The organism is Acetobacterium tundrae (assembly GCF_008086615.1).
GTDB classification, from domain to species: Bacteria; Bacillota; Clostridia; order Eubacteriales; family Eubacteriaceae; genus Acetobacterium; species Acetobacterium tundrae.
The window spans coordinates 80,760-98,342 of sequence record NZ_RXYB01000001.1; the positions used below are offsets into that span (position 1 = coordinate 80,760).

The 17,583-nt window shown below is 40.4% G+C and carries 14 protein-coding genes, 1 tRNA gene and 1 riboswitch; of the genes, 10 read left to right on the top strand and 5 right to left on the bottom strand.

Annotation, left to right across the window (positions count from 1 at the left end; all coding sequences use genetic code 11):
• Nucleotides 1–280 precede the first annotated feature (280 nt).
• Nucleotides 281–1,555: a B12 lower ligand biosynthesis ThiC-like protein BzaB gene (bzaB, locus tag FZC40_RS00375; protein ID WP_148601968.1), complete on the bottom strand. Its 1,275-nt coding sequence runs from the start codon at nucleotides 1,553–1,555 to the stop codon at nucleotides 281–283.
• A gap of 2 nt (nucleotides 1,556–1,557) precedes the next feature.
• Complete coding sequence (gene thiC, locus FZC40_RS00380; protein ID WP_148601969.1) at nucleotides 1,558–2,859, bottom strand: phosphomethylpyrimidine synthase ThiC; 1,302 nt, start codon at nucleotides 2,857–2,859, stop codon at nucleotides 1,558–1,560.
• Nucleotides 2,860–2,949: 90 nt separating this feature from the next.
• Nucleotides 2,950–3,129, bottom strand: a riboswitch (cobalamin riboswitch).
• A 214-nt stretch (nucleotides 3,130–3,343) separates the two neighbouring features.
• Here thiC and FZC40_RS00385 point away from each other — a divergent pair.
• The 3 genes from FZC40_RS00385 (at nucleotide 3,344) to FZC40_RS00395 (ending at nucleotide 8,759) form a co-directional block, all read left to right on the top strand.
• Nucleotides 3,344–4,894 carry a PucR family transcriptional regulator gene (locus FZC40_RS00385; protein ID WP_148601970.1) on the top strand — a complete coding sequence of 517 codons (1,551 nt, stop codon included), beginning with the start codon at nucleotides 3,344–3,346 and terminating at the stop codon, nucleotides 4,892–4,894.
• A gap of 765 nt (nucleotides 4,895–5,659) precedes the next feature.
• Nucleotides 5,660–6,832, top strand: coding sequence for an MFS transporter (locus FZC40_RS00390; RefSeq protein ID WP_148601971.1), 1,173 nt, complete (start codon nucleotides 5,660–5,662; stop codon nucleotides 6,830–6,832).
• Between the two features lie 151 nt (nucleotides 6,833–6,983).
• Entirely contained in the window at nucleotides 6,984–8,759 is a 1,776-nt protein-coding gene (locus FZC40_RS00395) for an ABC transporter ATP-binding protein (RefSeq protein ID WP_148601972.1), read from the top strand.
• Here the strand turns inward: FZC40_RS00395 and larE are convergent.
• Nucleotides 8,756–9,571, bottom strand: coding sequence for an ATP-dependent sacrificial sulfur transferase LarE (gene larE / locus FZC40_RS00400; protein ID WP_148601973.1), 816 nt, complete (start codon nucleotides 9,569–9,571; stop codon nucleotides 8,756–8,758). The genes FZC40_RS00395 and larE overlap by 4 nt on opposite strands.
• 142 nt (nucleotides 9,572–9,713) lie before the next feature.
• On the opposite strand from larE, the gene FZC40_RS00405 reads away from it, so the two are divergent.
• On the top strand, nucleotides 9,714–10,448 hold the full coding sequence (locus FZC40_RS00405; protein WP_148601974.1) for a glycoside hydrolase family 25 protein: 735 nt from the start codon (nucleotides 9,714–9,716) through the stop codon (nucleotides 10,446–10,448).
• Between the two features lie 62 nt (nucleotides 10,449–10,510).
• On the opposite strand, the gene FZC40_RS00410 is transcribed toward FZC40_RS00405, so the two are convergent.
• Nucleotides 10,511–10,897 (bottom strand): desulfoferrodoxin family protein, encoded by a 387-nt coding sequence (locus FZC40_RS00410; RefSeq protein WP_148601975.1) that lies wholly within the window; start codon nucleotides 10,895–10,897, stop codon nucleotides 10,511–10,513.
• A gap of 172 nt (nucleotides 10,898–11,069) precedes the next feature.
• On the opposite strand from FZC40_RS00410, the gene FZC40_RS00415 reads away from it, so the two are divergent.
• Entirely contained in the window at nucleotides 11,070–11,687 is a 618-nt protein-coding gene (locus FZC40_RS00415) for an NUDIX hydrolase (protein WP_148601976.1), read from the top strand.
• A 118-nt stretch (nucleotides 11,688–11,805) separates the two neighbouring features.
• On the opposite strand, the gene FZC40_RS00420 is transcribed toward FZC40_RS00415, so the two are convergent.
• Nucleotides 11,806–12,513, bottom strand: a complete 708-nt coding sequence (locus FZC40_RS00420) for a hypothetical protein (RefSeq protein ID WP_148601977.1) — start codon at nucleotides 12,511–12,513, stop codon at nucleotides 11,806–11,808.
• A 204-nt stretch (nucleotides 12,514–12,717) separates the two neighbouring features.
• Here FZC40_RS00420 and FZC40_RS00425 point away from each other — a divergent pair, with 204 nt between their 5' ends.
• The 5 genes from FZC40_RS00425 to ssnA all read left to right on the top strand — a co-directional run bounded on the left by FZC40_RS00425 (nucleotide 12,718) and on the right by ssnA (nucleotide 17,581).
• Entirely contained in the window at nucleotides 12,718–13,437 is a 720-nt protein-coding gene (locus tag FZC40_RS00425; protein ID WP_148601978.1) for a gamma-glutamyl-gamma-aminobutyrate hydrolase family protein, read from the top strand.
• A 184-nt stretch (nucleotides 13,438–13,621) separates the two neighbouring features.
• On the top strand, nucleotides 13,622–14,491 hold the full coding sequence (locus tag FZC40_RS00430; protein ID WP_148601979.1) for a DUF2238 domain-containing protein: 870 nt from the start codon (nucleotides 13,622–13,624) through the stop codon (nucleotides 14,489–14,491).
• An 81-nt stretch (nucleotides 14,492–14,572) separates the two neighbouring features.
• Nucleotides 14,573–14,649: transfer RNA gene (locus FZC40_RS00435), tRNA-Arg, on the top strand.
• A gap of 1,149 nt (nucleotides 14,650–15,798) precedes the next feature.
• The gene (locus tag FZC40_RS00440) at nucleotides 15,799–16,182 is read left to right on the top strand and encodes a RidA family protein (RefSeq protein ID WP_148601980.1); all 384 of its coding nucleotides are present in this window, start codon (nucleotides 15,799–15,801) and stop codon (nucleotides 16,180–16,182) included.
• A gap of 70 nt (nucleotides 16,183–16,252) precedes the next feature.
• Nucleotides 16,253–17,581 carry a putative aminohydrolase SsnA gene (gene ssnA, locus FZC40_RS00445; RefSeq protein ID WP_148601981.1) on the top strand — a complete coding sequence of 443 codons (1,329 nt, stop codon included), beginning with the start codon at nucleotides 16,253–16,255 and terminating at the stop codon, nucleotides 17,579–17,581.
• Nucleotides 17,582–17,583 lie beyond the last annotated feature (2 nt).

A 17,583-nucleotide genomic window follows, 5' to 3' on the forward strand; every position in this document is an offset into this window, starting at 1 on the left:
TTTTTAGGGGCAGGTACCACAGTTAATATCATGTCAAGATTCGTAGGGGCAGGTACCGCTGTTAATACCATGTCCAGATTCGTAGGGACAGGTACTGTTGTTAATACCATATCTGGATTCGTAGGGGCGGGTATTACCCGCCCGTCCAGAACATGCCGTAACCGACTCAAACGTTTTACGGGCTTGCGATACAAGCCCCTATGGAATAAGCCTGTAAGCCGGTCATACAGAACCAGCTGATCCTGATAATACTTTCTCTAGTTTAGCAGTAAATTTTGTTTCAGGCAAGGCCGAAGAATTCAGCCGCCACATCAGCAGGACAACGGGTATCCCGGCAGACGGCGCAGCCGTGAGATGGACTGGCAGCGAAGGCGGCAGTCAGGTTGGCCTGATTGATCGCCAGTTTGATTTGATCCTCTTGATTTCGAGCGACTCGCGCTTTTGCCATGGCTAGATCTTTGTTCCAGGCGGTTCCCCGTTTTAAAACATTGGCTGCCTGAGCAGCGATTTTGGTGGTTCGAACCCCGATACGGACATCCTCTTCATTGGGAAGACCCAAATGTTCTGCAGGAGTCAGGTAGCAGAGAAAATCTGCGCCGTGCATGCCTGCAAAAGCACCGCCGATGGCACCGGAAATATTATCATAACCGGGAGCCACATCGGTGGCCAGGAAGCCCAGAATATAATAGGGAACATTGTAGCAAAGACGTTTTTGTAGGAGCATGGCGGTTGGAATGTGGTTCAGTGGTACGTGCCCGGGTCCTTCAACCATCACCTGGACTCCGGCTGCCAGGGCGCGTTTGGTCAATTCTCCGGCAATCATCAGGCCGCGAAGGTGTGATTGATCGAGTGAATCGGCATTAGAGCCGGGACGGATGGCATCTCCGATGCTGAGAACCGTATCGGTTGCTTTAAGAATCTTCAGAAGACGGTCAAACTCCGCATATAAAGGATTTTCTTTGTCGTTATGGAACATCCATCCCGTCATCAAAGAACCGCCGCGACTGACAATGTCGGTCACCCGGCCGGTTTTTTTGAGGATTTTCAGCAAATCCATATTCAAGGCGCTGTGAACCGCCATAAAATCCATGCCTTCTTCACATTGTTGTTCAATGACTGAAAAAAGATCGTCAGAGGTCATATTGACCATTAGGTCTCTTTTTTCAACGGCTTCCACGCTGGCCTGGTAAACCGGCACACAACCAACGGCAATGTTTGACTGAAGGCTTAGCTTACGCATTTCATTGATATGCTCGCCCATGCTCAAATCCATAAAGGCACTGGCACCTTCTTCTTCCATCGCCTGTATTTTTTTGACTTCCATTTCCATGTCGTCCCGATCGCTGGAGGTTCCCATCAAACCGTTGATCTTTATATCCAGTCCGCCGCCGATGCCGCAGATTTGGGAATGATCGCGATTTTTGTTTTTAGGAATGACGATGCGGCCATTGGCAACACCATTGCGGATGAATTCTGGGGTTACGCCTTCTTGAAGCGCAACCATTTCCATTTCTTCGGTTATTTTTCCGGCCCGGGCTTTTATCATTTGTGTCATTATTAGTTCCTCGCTTCCTTGTTTTCTTCTCTTAAGTAATGGCCAACAACTTTCATTGCACAGAAATCTCCGCACATGGTGCATTCAGAGGAAAAATCGGTACTTCGGGCCTTCCACGTTTTAGTGGCGGTTTCGGGATCAATGGCTAATTCCATCTGTCTGTTCCAGTCGAGCTTGCGACGGGCGACGGACATTTCTTCATCCCAGGCGATGGCGTTAGGATGACCTTTCCCGATATCTCCGGCATGGGCGGCAATACGGCTGGCCATAACCCCCATGTAGACATCTTCAACGTTTGGCATGCCGATATGTTCGGCAGGAGTGACATAACAGAGAAAGTCAGCTCCATAATAGGAAGCAATGGCGCCGCCGATGGCGCCGGTGACATGATCCATACCAACTCCGGAATCGGTGGGAAGACAACCGAAGACAAAATAGGGAGCACCGCCGCAAAGACTTTTCTGTAATTCAACGGTGGTTTGAATCCGATCCAATGGCACATGTCCGGGACCTTTAACCATGACTTGAACACCGGCTTTTCGGGCTTTCTTAACCAGTCCGCCAAGGATCACCAGTTCCTGAACCTGAGCACCGTCCAGGGAATCAGCGATGCTGCCAGGTCGCATCCCATCGGCGAAGCTGAGAACCACATCGTATTTCCGGCAGATTTCCAAAACACGGTCATACTGGGTAAAAAGTGGATTTTCACATTGGTTGTGAACCATCCAGCCGATCAGATGGGATCCGCCATAACTGACGAGCGGATCAATTCGACCTTCTTCTTTGGCGCGATTGACGACATCCATGGTGGTGCCGCAGTGTAGAGCCAAAAAACTCACGCCTTCAGCGGCCTGCTTTTCCATGATTTCAAACATGTCGTCGGCGGTCATATCCAGAGCGGTGCCATATTTTTCCTGGGCCACGGCAAGGGTCTGGTAGAGGGGCAGGGTTCCCACGGGTCGGTCGACAGTTGATAAAACTTTCTCCCGCATTGCATCAATCGGACCTCGGACACTTAAATCCATTAGAGTATCCGTTTTGGCTTTTACAGCGGCCGCGATCTTAGCCAGTTCACCGTCAATGGTGTCGGACTCTTCGTACATGCCGACGCTGGCGGATACTTTGGTGTAAAGGCCTTTTCCAACAGCTACCGGTTTAATATTTGGGCGGGTGCTTTTTAGAATAATGATTTCACCGGCGGCAACTCCCTGACGAATGAGTTCAGGGCTGATCCCTTCTTTTTCTGCGACAACAATCATTTCAGCGGTGACTTCACCGGCTCTGGCTTTTTCTAGAATGGTCATATTCTCCTCCTGAATTTTAATTAATCTTTAGGAAAATAAAAAAAGTCCACAGTTATTAAATAATAATAACCATGAACTTTACCGTCATTCATACAAACCGAATCATAGGCAGGTCTCCTGACTTGGGGATCATCGCATGCCACACCTTCCCATTAAAAAAACAGTGGTTATTGTGGTTTGCTCCGCCCTTACAGTGATGGGTTCGTTCAGGATTTTCACCTGATTCCCTATTCTCCTTGCATTCAAGGCACCATATGTTCGCTTCTTTTATTTACTTAATTTTGATTATACACATAAAAAATTAGATGTGCAAGAAAAAAATATAAAAACAACTCTGTATATTTTAGAGCATTTAAATTTCAGAAAACGGAGACTATTGTTGTAATTGATTTTTAAGTTCGAAATATTTCTTGAAATAAGGCGCGAATTCCACTCCAAATATTAAAATTGTGGTATAATCATTTCTCATAAAAAGGAGGTGATTGTGACGAAAATTAGCATAAATATTATTGAAAAAGTTTTAAGCAATCATATTGTGCAGAAAAATATCCGCGACGATGCGGATATGGCGATTGATACATATGAAATTTACAATCCCGACCATTTCGACTTTAGAGAAAACTGTCTTTATCTGATGAAATCCGAAGATTTGCCTGACCCGGATGCAGTTCCGGTTAGTTTGAATGTGGTCTGCTGGGGAATACCGGAAGGATTTGAAATAAAAAAATATCAGACCATCAATCTTCTGATGGTTGAAGGGATTACGCCGGAAAAAAACATAAATTTTATTATCAGTATTTTCCATCGTTACAATTCTCTTGAAGAGCGGCTGAATTCGCTGATTCTCGAAAATGCCTCGTTGCAGGAAATCATTGATCTGGCGACAGAAATGGTGGAAATGCCGGTCAATATTCTGGATCTGAATCATAAGGTTCTGGCCATCAGTACAGAAATGGATGCGCCGGATGATCCGATATGGAAATCACTGAAATTGGGGTATATGACTGAATATTACGAGAATATTTTGAACACTTCACCGATGATGAGGGATATCATCAAGGCGAAAGGCAGCTCGATTGAGATCACTTCGAGCATCAGCGGACATCATGTTCAGGTTTCGCTGTTGCGTAGCGGTGGCCGACCGATCGCCTATTTCGGCATGCATAAATTCTATGAAACGAGGAAACCTTTTGACAAGCACACTCTTCAGCTGTATGAGTACCTTTTCAGGAAAATAAACAGGAATTCAGGTCAGTACTTTGAGATGAAAGCGGACCGAGGTCTGATCTATGAGGAGTTTTTGCACAATCTTTTCAACCGGAAATTCAAAGATTCAGATGAAATTAATGCGCTTTTAGTGAAACTTGGATTCGATGTGGACTCCAGCTATCAAATGGCACTGATTTCATTCAGAAACAGTGACATCAGGATGGATTTATATTTTACGATTATGGATTATCTGGAAAAAGTGATGCCGAATTCAAAATGCATTGCGATGGACCTGTATATTTATATCATCATTCCGATTGGCGGGGACGACTATCTGGCCGATGAGACCCAGAAAATTATGACGGAATTCCTCGATCTTCATCATTGTCTGTGCATATTAAGTCCTCCTTTTGAATCATTTTTGAAACTGCACAAATTTAATCCCATGTTTGAGACGGTTCTGGGTTTCATAAAAAAGCAGGGTAGAGAGGACCGGATCTATCATTTTTATGAATTTGCGGACCTTTATGGCATGAAACTCCTCTTTGATGAGATGCCGGCTGATCGGATGGTTCATCCGATGATTCAGAAGTTGCTTGATTATGATGTGGAACACAAATCAGATTATTTTGAAACTTTTAAAGTATATCTTAGGAATGAAAGCAGTATTTCGACGACTTCAAATTTGCTGCACATGCATAGAAATTCATTACAGTATCGGATCAATCGTATCGAACAGCTTCTGGGTGATCAATTTGATGATTGGAAACTGCGAGAACTGCTTTTGTTTCAGATGAAGTATTTAGAATATCTGGATATTTTTTAAAATAATAATTCGGAATGATCAAAAATAGAAACAGAAACAGATTAATATTAAAAGTTTGTATGGGATGGTGCCAATTCATACAGACTTTTTTATTTGCCTAAAAATCGCCTAGTTGTTTTGGAAAAATAATATTTAGTCTTATTTAAAACCGAGAATTGGTTATCGACGAACCAGGAAGTGCATAGAGCTAAAAGTTTATGAATTGAAAAAGTAAAATAGAAGTCGTTTTATTTTTCTTTTTCAATGATGAATAGGCAGCATGAAACAGTTAGAATAACGGATAAAGGCATTTAAATAATTCAGGGCGTAAGTTTCCATCTCTGCGGATCCGTTTAGGTGCTGTGCATTTTGAACAGCACCCGCATATTATTTTGTGCAATTATACGTTGCTATAATAATCGTAAAACCTTAAGATATACAAATAAATAAAAGTTGTACGCATATAATAATTGCCACATTAAGAGTTCGAAAATTTCCTGAATCAGATGTTTCGCACCAAAGATAAAGTACTTGGGAAATGAATTGAAAACGATTAATGAAAACGGTTTCTAATATGCGCGGAGAGGCAGCTGAGAATAACATATCACAGGCTGTCGAGTGTATCAAATTTGTATAAATGTAGGGGAAGTGAAAGATTTTAATTGAGTAACCCTTGTATTAAAGCAGTATGAAAGGATGTGTCAATAAATTAGTTTGCAGTAAAACTGATGTTAATAAGCATTGGTTATGGAATTTTAATAATTACTAATAATTTTGGAGGAAAAAATGAAAAACAGTAAATTTCTAAAAATAGCCGTTCTTTCCGTTTTCTTTGTTCAAATGGGAGTTGGAACAATTACTCCGGCAATTGCAAATATTGCTGCAGCATTTCCAACTGTACCATTTACAACCCTATTGCTTGTTTCAACGCTGGCAGTGCTCATGTCAGTACCGGCAACATTAATTTCCGGTCGCCTTGCCGGAAGTGTTGTTACGTATAAAACACTCTTAATCATTGGTATGATTCTCTTTATCGGTGGTGGCGTGGCTCCCTATTTCATGGCCACTTCGTCTTTTACTGCAATCCTGATCGTTCGTGCCATCTTCGGTATCGGTCTTGGGATTACCGTACCACTCGGCGCCGCTTTAATTATTGCCTTCTTTGATGGTGAAGAGCGTGCTAAGATGATGGGTTTCAGTAACGTTGTTGCAAATGTTGGCGGCATTCTTTTTCAAATGCTGGGTGGTATAGCCGCTACTGCATCATGGGAATATGCGTTCCTTATTCATGGTCTTGGTATTATTACCCTTATTCTTATCCTATTTTTACCTGAACCGGCAAAAGTACCGGCCCAAGCCGCTGGTGAAGCAAAACCAAAATTACCGGGTTCTGTTTTTGGATTTGCCCTTGCTATCTTTTTTATAATGGCTCTTATCTATCCTATGTTGGTTAATATGTCAACCATCATCGCTACCACAGGTATGGGTGGTGCGGCAGAAGCCGCTTTGGTTTTAACGATGTTTACGGTGGGCGGAATGCTTGGCGGCTTAATTTTCGCTAAAGTATTCGCTATTTTCAAGAAAAATTCTCTGGCTCTAGGTCTTGCACTTTTGGCGGTTGCCATGACTAGTATCGGCTTAGGCAATTCAATTATATTTATGTATATCGGGACAACCCTTGCGGGAATTGGTTTTGCTTTCATCATACCGACTGTCTTTATGGATTTAGGTGCTGCTGTTCACCCCAGTCAAATGCCAACCGCGTCCGGTATCGTTATGGCAGCTCTGAACATTGGTGGATTCTGCTCGGCTTATATGTTTGCTTTCCTTGCCGGAATCATGGGTATGACAGAAAACATCAAATTCCCATTTTATGTTTCATTGATTGTGTTTGCATTGGCTGCAGTCGCTTATTTAATAATCAAACCCCAAAAAGATGGCGTGCCACAGCCTGAATAATTTTCTTGTCTGATTTTGAAAAAAAACTTTTGACAAATATACGACCTTGTATAGAATGAATTTGAATTTATTCTTTCAAGGTCGTTTTTGTATGCAAAAAAACTATGGTATAATCTAGAGGCAATATAAAAATAGGAAAGGAAAAGAAAATTTGGAAAAACAACACAAGAATACTTATTTAATCAAGCGCTTTTTACCCTATTACAAAAAATACCGATGGATTCTGGCACTGGATCTTTTTTGTGCCATGCTGACAACGGTTTGTGATTTGGTATTGCCACTCATCATTCGATATCTTACCAATATGGGGATGAATGATCTTCAAGGGCTGACCATTAAAATCATTTTGTCCCTGGGTCTGTTTTATATGACACTGCTGATCATTGATGCAGTCGCCAATTATTTTACGGCGTACATTGGTCATGTGATGGGAACAAGAATTGAAACGGATATGCGACGGGATCTGTTTAGTCATTTCCAGAAGCTTTCCTATTCATTTTACAGCAATACAAAAGTCGGACAGTTGATTTCTCGTATTACCACTGACCTTTTTGATATCACAGAATTTGCTCATCATTGTCCGGAAGAATTTTTCATAGCAGGATTGAAGATCACGGTTGCGTTTATAATTTTAGGCAATATCAATATCTGGCTGACGGTGATTATTTTTATTGGATTTCCGTTGATGTTGATATCAACGAGCTATTTTAGAAAAAAAATGCGGGAAGCGTTTAAACGCGCCCGGGTACAAACCGGTGAAATTAATGCTCAGGTTGAAGATAATCTTTTGGGAATCCGGGTTGTTAAATCGTTTGCCAATGAAAAATTAGAAGAAGAAAAATTTGGCGTTGGCAACCGATTGTTTTTAAAAATAAAAAAGGAATCCTATCGCTATATGGCTGGATTCCAGGCGACCACACGCATATTTGATGGACTGATGAGTATTTTAGTGGTCGTAGGCGGATCCTTATTTATGATTAATGGAGCCATTAATCCGGGTGATTTTATCGCCTATTTACTGTATGTTACAACGTTGCTGGCATCGATTCGAAGAATTGTCGAATTTGCTGAACAGTTTCAAAGAGGAATGACCGGAATTGAACGTTTTATTGAGGTGATGGATGAACCGCCGGAAATTACCGATGCTGAAAATGCCAAGGAACTGACTGAGGTCGTAGGCGATATAGCCTTTGAAAAAGTGAGCTTTAAATACTCAGACGGAATCGATGAGGTGCTTTCCAATATCGATCTTAATGTCATCCACGGACAGAATATCGCCATCGTTGGACCATCAGGAAGTGGTAAAAGCACCCTGTGTCATCTTATTCCGCGGTTTTATGATGTGACTGCCGGTCGTATTTGCATTGACGGACAGGACATCAAGGAGTTGAAACTTCACTCCCTGCGGTCTCAGATTGGGATGGTTCAGCAGGATGTTTATTTATTCTCCGGAACAATTCGGGAAAATATCATGTACGGACGGCCTGATGCCGTCGATGAGGATGTGGAGCTTGCGGCGAAACAGGCGGGAGCTCATGATTTTATCATGAAACTGCCGGAACAGTATGATACCTATGTAGGGGAACGGGGAGTCAAACTGTCCGGCGGGCAAAAACAGCGCATCAGTATCGCCCGGGTCTTCTTAAAGAATCCCCCGATCTTGATTTTGGATGAAGCCACTTCGGCATTGGATAATGAAAGCGAACGAATCGTACAGGAATCACTTCAAAAACTGACAAAAGGGAGAACCACCTTCACCATTGCTCACCGGCTGACCACGATTCGGAATGCAGACATTATTCTGGTATTAACGGATGAAGGCATTGTGGAACAGGGATCGCATGAGTCACTCATCAAAAGCGAAGGCATCTATTATGATCTGTACCAAATGTACCGAGATCTGGATGAAATTAACGAGGAGTTTTAGCCGTTCATATTTCCGCAGCCATACCCAGCCAGGTCCAGAGTGACCGTCTTAATACCCAGGTTTTTAAGGGTAGCTACCAATGTTTGGCGGTTTTCAATAATGGCATTGAAATCTTCGGGGGCACATTCGATTTTTGCCGTATCGCCCAGTAAACGCAGACGGTATTGGCTGAGTCCGATTGATTTGAGATAATCCTCACCGGCTTCCACCGCCTTAAGCGCCTCGGGTGTAATTCGGGTGCTGGTTGGAATGCGAGTCGCCAGGCAAGCCATGGCCGGTTTGGCAGCGGTGGGCAGACCGTAGTAAGCCGAAAGATCACGAATGTCCTGCTTTTTCAGGCCGGATTCCTTCAACGGACTGTAGATACCCAGTTCCCCAAGAGCGCGGATCCCAGGGCGATAGTCTTTCATGTCATCAAGATTGGATCCATCGAGAATGACGTTATATCCATTTTCAATGGCCGCTTTTTTTATTTGGGTGAAAATAAATTTTTTACAGTGATAGCAGCGATCAGAAGAATTTTTGACGAAATTTTCCAATGCGAAGACATCTGCTTCGATCACAAGCGGAGAGACACCGATTTCATTAGCAAGTGCCTGAGCCTCGGCGAATTCAGAACGGGGAAGCATGGCGCCGTTAACGGTAATGGGCAATACTTTTTTACCGAGAACTTCGACGGCGGTTTTTAGCAATAGAGTACTGTCCACTCCGCCAGAAAAAGCGATGCAGACATTTGAAAAATCATTCAGGCATTCCTTTAAATGGGTGAGTTTAGCTTTAAGAACAGGGGATAAAGTTGTTTGATTAGCCATAGAATCTCCTTTAAAATGACGACTGATATTTAGCTTTTAGGGGCAGTCGATCTGTGAGTATATTATAACTCCTTAAATGGGTTTCCCGCCAGTTAATCTTTTGATATAATAGGTACTAAATAAAGAACAGGAGGACTAATGAATGAGCAAAAGAAAATTGATTTTATTGTTTGCCGGCATTGGGGCATTAATCCTCATTGCTTGTTTAATTTATGGTTGCACTAATTTGTATAATAACGACAATGGAAAAAACCATTATGTAAGAGGTGTCGATTTATCGGCTTATCAGGGGGTGATTGACTGGAAGACCCTCGCTGCACAAAATATTGATTTTGCCTATATCAAAGCGACAGAAGGTAATGATTATGTGGATACCCAATTTAAAACAAATTGGGATGCAAGTCAGAAAACAGACTTAAAAGTAGGGGCTTATCATTTCCTGGATTATGATACCACGGGAAAAGATCAGGCAAATAATTTCATTGCAAATGTACCGGTATCAAAAGATAATTTGCCACCGGTCGTTGATCTCGAATTGTACGGTCAATATGACGAAAATCCGCTGCCAAAGGAACAAGCTAAGGTTATATTGGATGAGTTCCTAAAAGCACTTGAAGATCATTATGGCGTTAAACCGATTATTTATACTTCGCAACGAGTTTTCAACCTATATATCGGGACAGATTATACGGACTATAAAATTTGGATCGTCGATTTGGACAACAGCTGGCCGAAAACGCTTCCCAATGGAGGATCTTTTACATTCTGGCAGTATACCCAACGGGGCATTTTAGATGGATACGACGGGAATGAAACCTTTATTGATTTGGATCTTTACAAAGGCACTTACGCCGAGTTCCTGGACGAGTTTTTTTAGAAAATATTAAAAAAGAAGCGGCCTGAAAAGGCTGCTTCTTTCAAAGTCGAAAAGTATTTAAATTATAGACTTGCTTTCCATAAACCATGAAGGTTACAATATTCATAAGCGGCAATTACTTTATCACCAGGGGTTAGAGCGAATTCGATATGTGGTTTACCATCAACTGGTAAACATTTGCGCTGGCCGCCTTGGGATGTTTCCAGATATACCCAGGCAATGTGATGTTCAGGTGTCATTGGATGGGGAACACTTCCGATATCAACACTAACCTTGTTACCATCAACAGTAATGACTGGAACATGTTTTTCCTGAGCTGCATCAGTTGTATTGGGAATAACTTCCGTCATAGGATCGCCGCAGCAAATCATTTGAGCACCAGATTCATGGATCATACCAACAAAATTACCACAATGTTTACAGACATAAAACTTTGGTTCTTTACACATAATAGACCTCCTGAGTCATAATTGATATTTTGATATTATATTCCCCAAAAATGGGAATTTAAACATCAATAGTTTAGATTTGTTCTAATTTACATTATAGCATAATATAAAAAAAAGAGAAGTCTCTTTTTAAAAAAATTGAAAGGTGAGAAGCAACGCTTCAATTAGAAAAATGGAAAAACAATGGATCGTATGGGCAAGAGAGTTACAATCGATATCTCAATCTGGGTTAACATATTGTAAAAATGATTATGATTTGGATCGTTACAGAGAAATAGAAAAATTATCTCGGGAAATTATTGAAAAACACACCGAGGTCCCAAAAGAAGTAATTGAATCCTATTATCAAAGTGAAGTCGGTTATTTAACACCAAAGGTTGATGTTCGTGGGGGTGTCATCGTTGATGATAAAATTCTTTTAGTTAAAGAAAAAATAGACGGTTGCTGGTCGTTGCCAGGCGGTTGGGCAGATGTGAATAGAACGCCTCAAGAAAATGTGATCAAGGAAGCTTTTGAGGAAGCAGGCGTGTTGGTAAAACCCACCCGGCTTGTGGGTTTGCTGGATCGCAGTAAATGGGTAGAGGATGCGTGCCCCTTTACTATTTATAAAATTTTAATGCTATGTGATTTACTGGAGGGCGATTTTAAAAAGAATACGGAAACCATTGAAAGTGGATTTTTCGCTTTAGACAATCTGCCGCCGCTTTCGTTAGGACGCACGACCGAAGAACAATTGTTATTGTTCTTTAAAGCACATCAAAATTCCGAGTTTTATCCGGTATACGATTAAAAACCGGAAAAAAAGCACTCATGTCTAACAGACTTTTTAGATCTGATAGACGGGGTGCTTTTTATTAACGATATTATCAGCTTAATCTTAAATCGTTGTTTCTATTTTGATGCTAAGTTTAAATCGCATAGATGAATTGAATTTCTTTACAACTAATTGGTGTTGTAAGTAAATTGGTAACAGCATCGAAGCCTTGGCTTTGCAGTGTTGTCTCTGTCGTTTTATTAATTGGAAGTGAACCGGAAACCATAGTGCCATCAGCATTAGCCGGGAAGAAATTTCCGGTACCTCCTGAAAAAGCTGCATAGACACGATAAACGATATTGCCCGAAGCATCAGTGAAGGTATAAACACCGGTTTGACCTGTTGGCGTGTAGAAGCTGAAAGGTAATTCACCTTGATAATTTTCAGGAGTTCCTGTTCCTGGATTAACTTTAGCGAGGGGAGAATTGCCTTCCTTTAATGATACAGAAATATTTTGACCATCTTTTACGAAATTTATTGGATAAAAACCCTCTTCCTGCAGGTGGGTTTGATCATTTAAAACTGATTTCTTTTCACCATAGGCATAGTATTCAATTTCCCCTTGTGTATTTGTGAAACCAAATATTGCAAATTGTGCGGTCGCAGGGGTTTCAGGGGCATTGGGATTGGCATTGGTGATGCTTAAGATGCAATCAAGATGCAGTCCGTTTGGTACTGTGGCTTCCATAGGAACTGACATTAAAGTGATATAAGTCTTCGAACCATCATCTTTAACACATCCGGTAAAAAGTAATACAACAAAAGTGATAATTGTGATAACTAAAAATGTTTTTTTTGACATGCTTTATCTCCCGCTTTCTATGAGTTACATTTTATAATACTTTTTAGAGAATAGCAATCACGCTTTGGTCACAATTATGTCTAAGATTCTAACTTTCCTTGTGATTATGATGCTTTTCGTTTAAAATAATACGTATGGTATTTCAATGACAAAAGCAAGTGGAACTACTTATTAATTAAACATAGAAATATGGAAGGAAATAGAATGAATCAGTGCAAAAAACCATTAATCGGGGTTTTACCTCTATATGACAGCAACAAGAAATGTATCTGGATGTACCCTGGTTATACCAACGGAATTACTGCAGCAGGAGGCATACCGGTGATTCTTTCACTTTTAAAAGAGCAAGATGACATTGAAGAAATCGCTGATCGATTAGACGGATTTCTTTTCAGTGGGGGGAAGGATGTTGATCCAAAATATTACGGAGAACCAGTATTGAAATATTGCAATGAAATAAACGCTCGATTGGACAGTTTTGAAATAAAGCTACTGAATGCAGTCATTGCAAAAAACAAGCCCATATTTGGAATCTGTCGAGGACTACAATTAATAAATGTTGTTTTGGGCGGGAGTCTTTATCAAGACATCAATATCCAAATGAACCGTGATCTGCCAATCCTTCATGAACAAGAAAATAATTTTGAGCATCCGGTTCATGATGTCAGCGTTCTAAAAAACACCCAACTAAACGATATTATCGGTGCTGAAAGAATTCGGGTTAATAGCATGCATCACCAGGGTATTTCCATTTTATCGCCTCGTGTACTAGCAACAGCCTATAGTGATGATGGACTGGTGGAAGCCATTGAAATTCCGGAGATTGACTTTGGCATGGCAGTGCAATGGCATCCCGAGTTTCTTTGGCGTGAAGACGAAAATACATTGAATCTATTTAAAGCATTCATTGATGCATCACGGTAAAAGAGTTAGTTCAGTAACTCTTTAGTATGTAAATGCAATCAACTAAAGTTTATTATTATCGAAAGTATTATTCGTCAAATAATACTTTGAGTGGTGATACATGTGAATAATTATTTTGTTTTGTAAAAAAAAGATGATTAATGTTATAATGCAATAAATATATTAGAAGTGAAAGTGATATTTAATGAATAATAAGAAAAAAAATAAAACAAATTGGATTAAGCAGTTTACTAAAGATTTTAAGAAAGAAGTCAAAGAGAATAAAATTAAGACTTTTGTTTATATTGCATTGCGAATTCTCGTAGTGATTGTCCTGATTGAAGAGGCTCACGATGACAATTATAATAACGTTTTTCTTTGTGTTTTAACGCTTATATTGTTTATGATTCCCTCAGTTTTAAATAAACGACTGCATATCGTGTTGCCAAATACACTCGAGATTATTGTACTCTTATTTATTTTTGGTGCTGATATTTTAGGAGAAATTAACTCGTATTATCTTATTTTTCATCAATGGGATGACATGCTCCATGTCATTAATGGTTTTCTATGTGCGGCCATTGGATTTTCCATGATTGATATTTTGAACCGAAATGAGAAAGTTAAGTTTTCTCTTTCTCCTGTTTTTGTTGCATTTGTAGCTTTCTGCTTTTCAATGACAGTTGGTGTAATGTGGGAGTTTTTTGAATTTAGTATGGATATATTGTTTCATACAGATATGCAGAAAGATACGATTCTTCCTGCCATCAGTTCAGTTATTCTAAATCCTACCGGAGCAAATGTGGCGGTTACTTTGCCGATACATGATATAGTTGTAAATGGAGTAACCTGGAATTATGGCGGATACATCGACATTGGTTTGTATGACACCATGAAGGACTTGTTTGTAAATTTTATTGGAGCAGTGGTCTTTTCAATTATTGGTTATTTTTATATTACGAAGCGAAGCAAAGGGAATTTTGTGAAAAGATTTATACCGCGACGCAAAACAGAAGAGGAAATTCTGGAAGAACGTGAACACACCGAACAACATCATCATTCAAAAAATAAATAAAAAAAGCTTTTCAAAAAAATTTCACTGTGCTATAATATAACTCGTGGCCAACGGAAGTATCCCTGGCCACGATATTATTAGGCGCCCGTAGCTCAGCTGGATAGAGTGTTCGGCTACGAACCGAGAGGCCGTGGGTTCGAATCCCGCCGGGCGCACCATTTTTCGCATAGCAAAGCCATTTATAAGGTAACTTATAAATGGCTTTTTTATTATTTAACCGAATTTTAACCGATAGACAGAGCATTTTGTTTTTGAGCTGGATGATAGTGTTCATCATTATTTGAGGATGTTTTAATTTTAGGCTTTTCTAATTCATGGGCAGGTACCCAGCATAAAGCCAATATTGTAATGATTTAGCAGTCTTGATTTAGTTTGGATTAAACACAAGTAAATGTGCAGACTATAAAATCTTTAAATAAGGCTTTTCATCGCTTTCAATCAAATTGCAATCAGTCACTGTTTCAACGGGTACTGGTTCATCATCGTAGAGAGAGTCAATAAGGGATGCCGTTTTTGTTTTTTGTTTTTCTAATACATGGGTATAGGTTCCCAGCGTTATGTTTATATTGCTCCCGTCCTATCTTTAGTGCTTTTCTTGGACATAAAGGCATCTAGAATACCAAAAAATACCTTCGGCTGCTGTACTTTAAATAAGACGAGATTGCTTTGTCAGGCAGAGTATTGACCGAAGGGATGATTCCAGACTTTCCTTAATCTAGTTTTCATACATCTGATTCTTTTTTGCCGGCAGATAATACCCACTGGTACGATTGACATCCAGAAGGTCGCTCTGTTTCTGTGGCGATTTCGCTGGTGGCTTTTTCCGCACGAAGCATTTCCATCACAACTTTAGCTTTAAACTCGGAGTGAATTGTCGTCGTTTCATATCTGTTTGAACTTCTTGTTTTCCTGGCAGGATTAACTGCCTTTAGTATAGCAGATTCACTTAGATTTAAAAAAAGTGTCTTGTTCTATGGGTACATTATACAATGGAGCTGTTGGAAAACTCTGATTTAATGAGAAACAGAGACACCAGATCAAAAAAAGAATTCTTTTTATTTTTTGATTGATTTATTATTAATTGACTGTTATAATGCGAGTAATAAATAGTTATCATAAAGTTGTAAAAGTTTATCACTATGATTGACAAACTTTATTGGTAATACTTATAGATAGTGATGTCATGCATACTTTGAATTAGAAATTGGTTGCAGCAATGTAATCGTTAGGCATGAATGGAAATCGGAATTGACAAACAAGGTAAATTCATTGGATTTAAACAACAATTTAAAAGGAGAGTAAAAAAAATGGGAAAGAAAATTATTAACACTGAAAAAGCACCGGCAGCAATCGGTCCTTATGTACAAGCGATTGCAGCCAATGGAACACTTTATGTATCCGGTCAGTTGGGAATTAACATGGAAACAGGCGAAATTCCAGTTGGTGTTGCTGATCAGGCGCGTTGTTCACTAAAAAACATGTCGGCAATACTGTCAGAAGCAGGAATTGATTACAAAAGCGTTATTAAAACCACTATTTTTCTAACCGACATGGGTGATTTTGGAACGGTTAATGAAGTTTATGGGGAATTTTTCCAGGGCGAAAATCCGGCCCGTTCATGTGTTGCCGTAAAAGCATTACCGAAAGATGGTAAGGTTGAAATCGAATGTATTGCGGATCTTAATCAATAATTAAGGCTATGGAAGTTAGGGTTTCTCGAACTTCCGTGTGTTTTTGATTTTTAGTTGAAAGGAAAAAAACATGATATTGCTTGGAGAAGGAACAGTCTTTACCCGAGATGCGAAACGCCCGATGATCGAACACGGTGCGGTTGTCATGGAAGATACAAAGATTATCGAAGTCGGTGATTTTGAAATGCTTCGTAAAAAATATCCGGAAGCAGACTATGTTGACGCTCATGGCGGCATCATTCATCCGGGTCTGATCAATGTCCATCATCATATTTACTCGGCTCTGGCCAGAGGATTAAGCCTGACTGATTTTGCACCAAAAGATTTTCTCGAGGTGCTTGAAGGTCAATGGTTTCGAATTGATAAAGGATTAATGAATCCGAATACAAAAGCTTCGGCGGTGGCAACTTACCTGTCCTGTATTCAATATGGCGTGACAACGATTTTTGATCACCATGCCAGTTATGGTGAAATCGACGGAAGTCTTTCAGTGATTGCAGAGGAAGCCAAACGGTTTGGGGTACGTTCCTGTTTATGTTATGAAGTCAGTGACCGAAACGGTCGGGAAGAAATGGAGAAAGCCGTAGCTGAAAATCTCCGTTTTGCACAGGAAGCAAAAAAAGATCCGGATCATCTTACCGCAATGATGGGACTGCACGCATCCTTTACATTAAGCTCTGAAACCCTTGATTATGTTGTAAACGAAAATGCCGAAAATTTAGGCTACCATATTCATGTCGCTGAAGGCATCGCTGATTTGGAAGACAGCCTGAACAAGTATGGGCTGCGCACGGTTGAACGATTGTATCAAAAAGGTATTTTGGGTAAAAAAACCCTTGCGGGACATTGCATTCATGTAAATGATGACGAAGTCAAACGTCTGGCCGAAACGGATACAATGGTCGTGCACAATCCGGAAAGCAATATGGGGAATGCCGTCGGTGCACCGGATATATTAAAACTTTATAATGAGGGCATTTTATTGGGACTTGGAACAGACGGCTATACCAGCGATATGTTTGAATCCTATAAAGCGGCAAATTGTCTGGTTAAGCATCGCGCACAGAACCCCGGAGTAGGGTGGACGGAAGTCCCGGAGATGCTGTTTAATAATAATCGCATGATGGCAGAGCGTCATTTTAGCCAAACACTGGGTGTTTTAAAACCAGGAGCTGTGGCAGATGTTATTGTTATTGATTACGATGCGCCAACCGCAATGAATGAATCAAATATCAATTCACATCTTTTATTTGGAGTCAATGGTTCTGATGTTGTCACAACCATTTCGGACGGTATCGTAAGAATGAAAGACCGGGAACTTCAGGGGATGAATAAAAAAGCTCTTCTAACTGAAGTCAGAGCAGAGGCCGATTCTCTTTGGAAACGGCTGAATGGTTAATA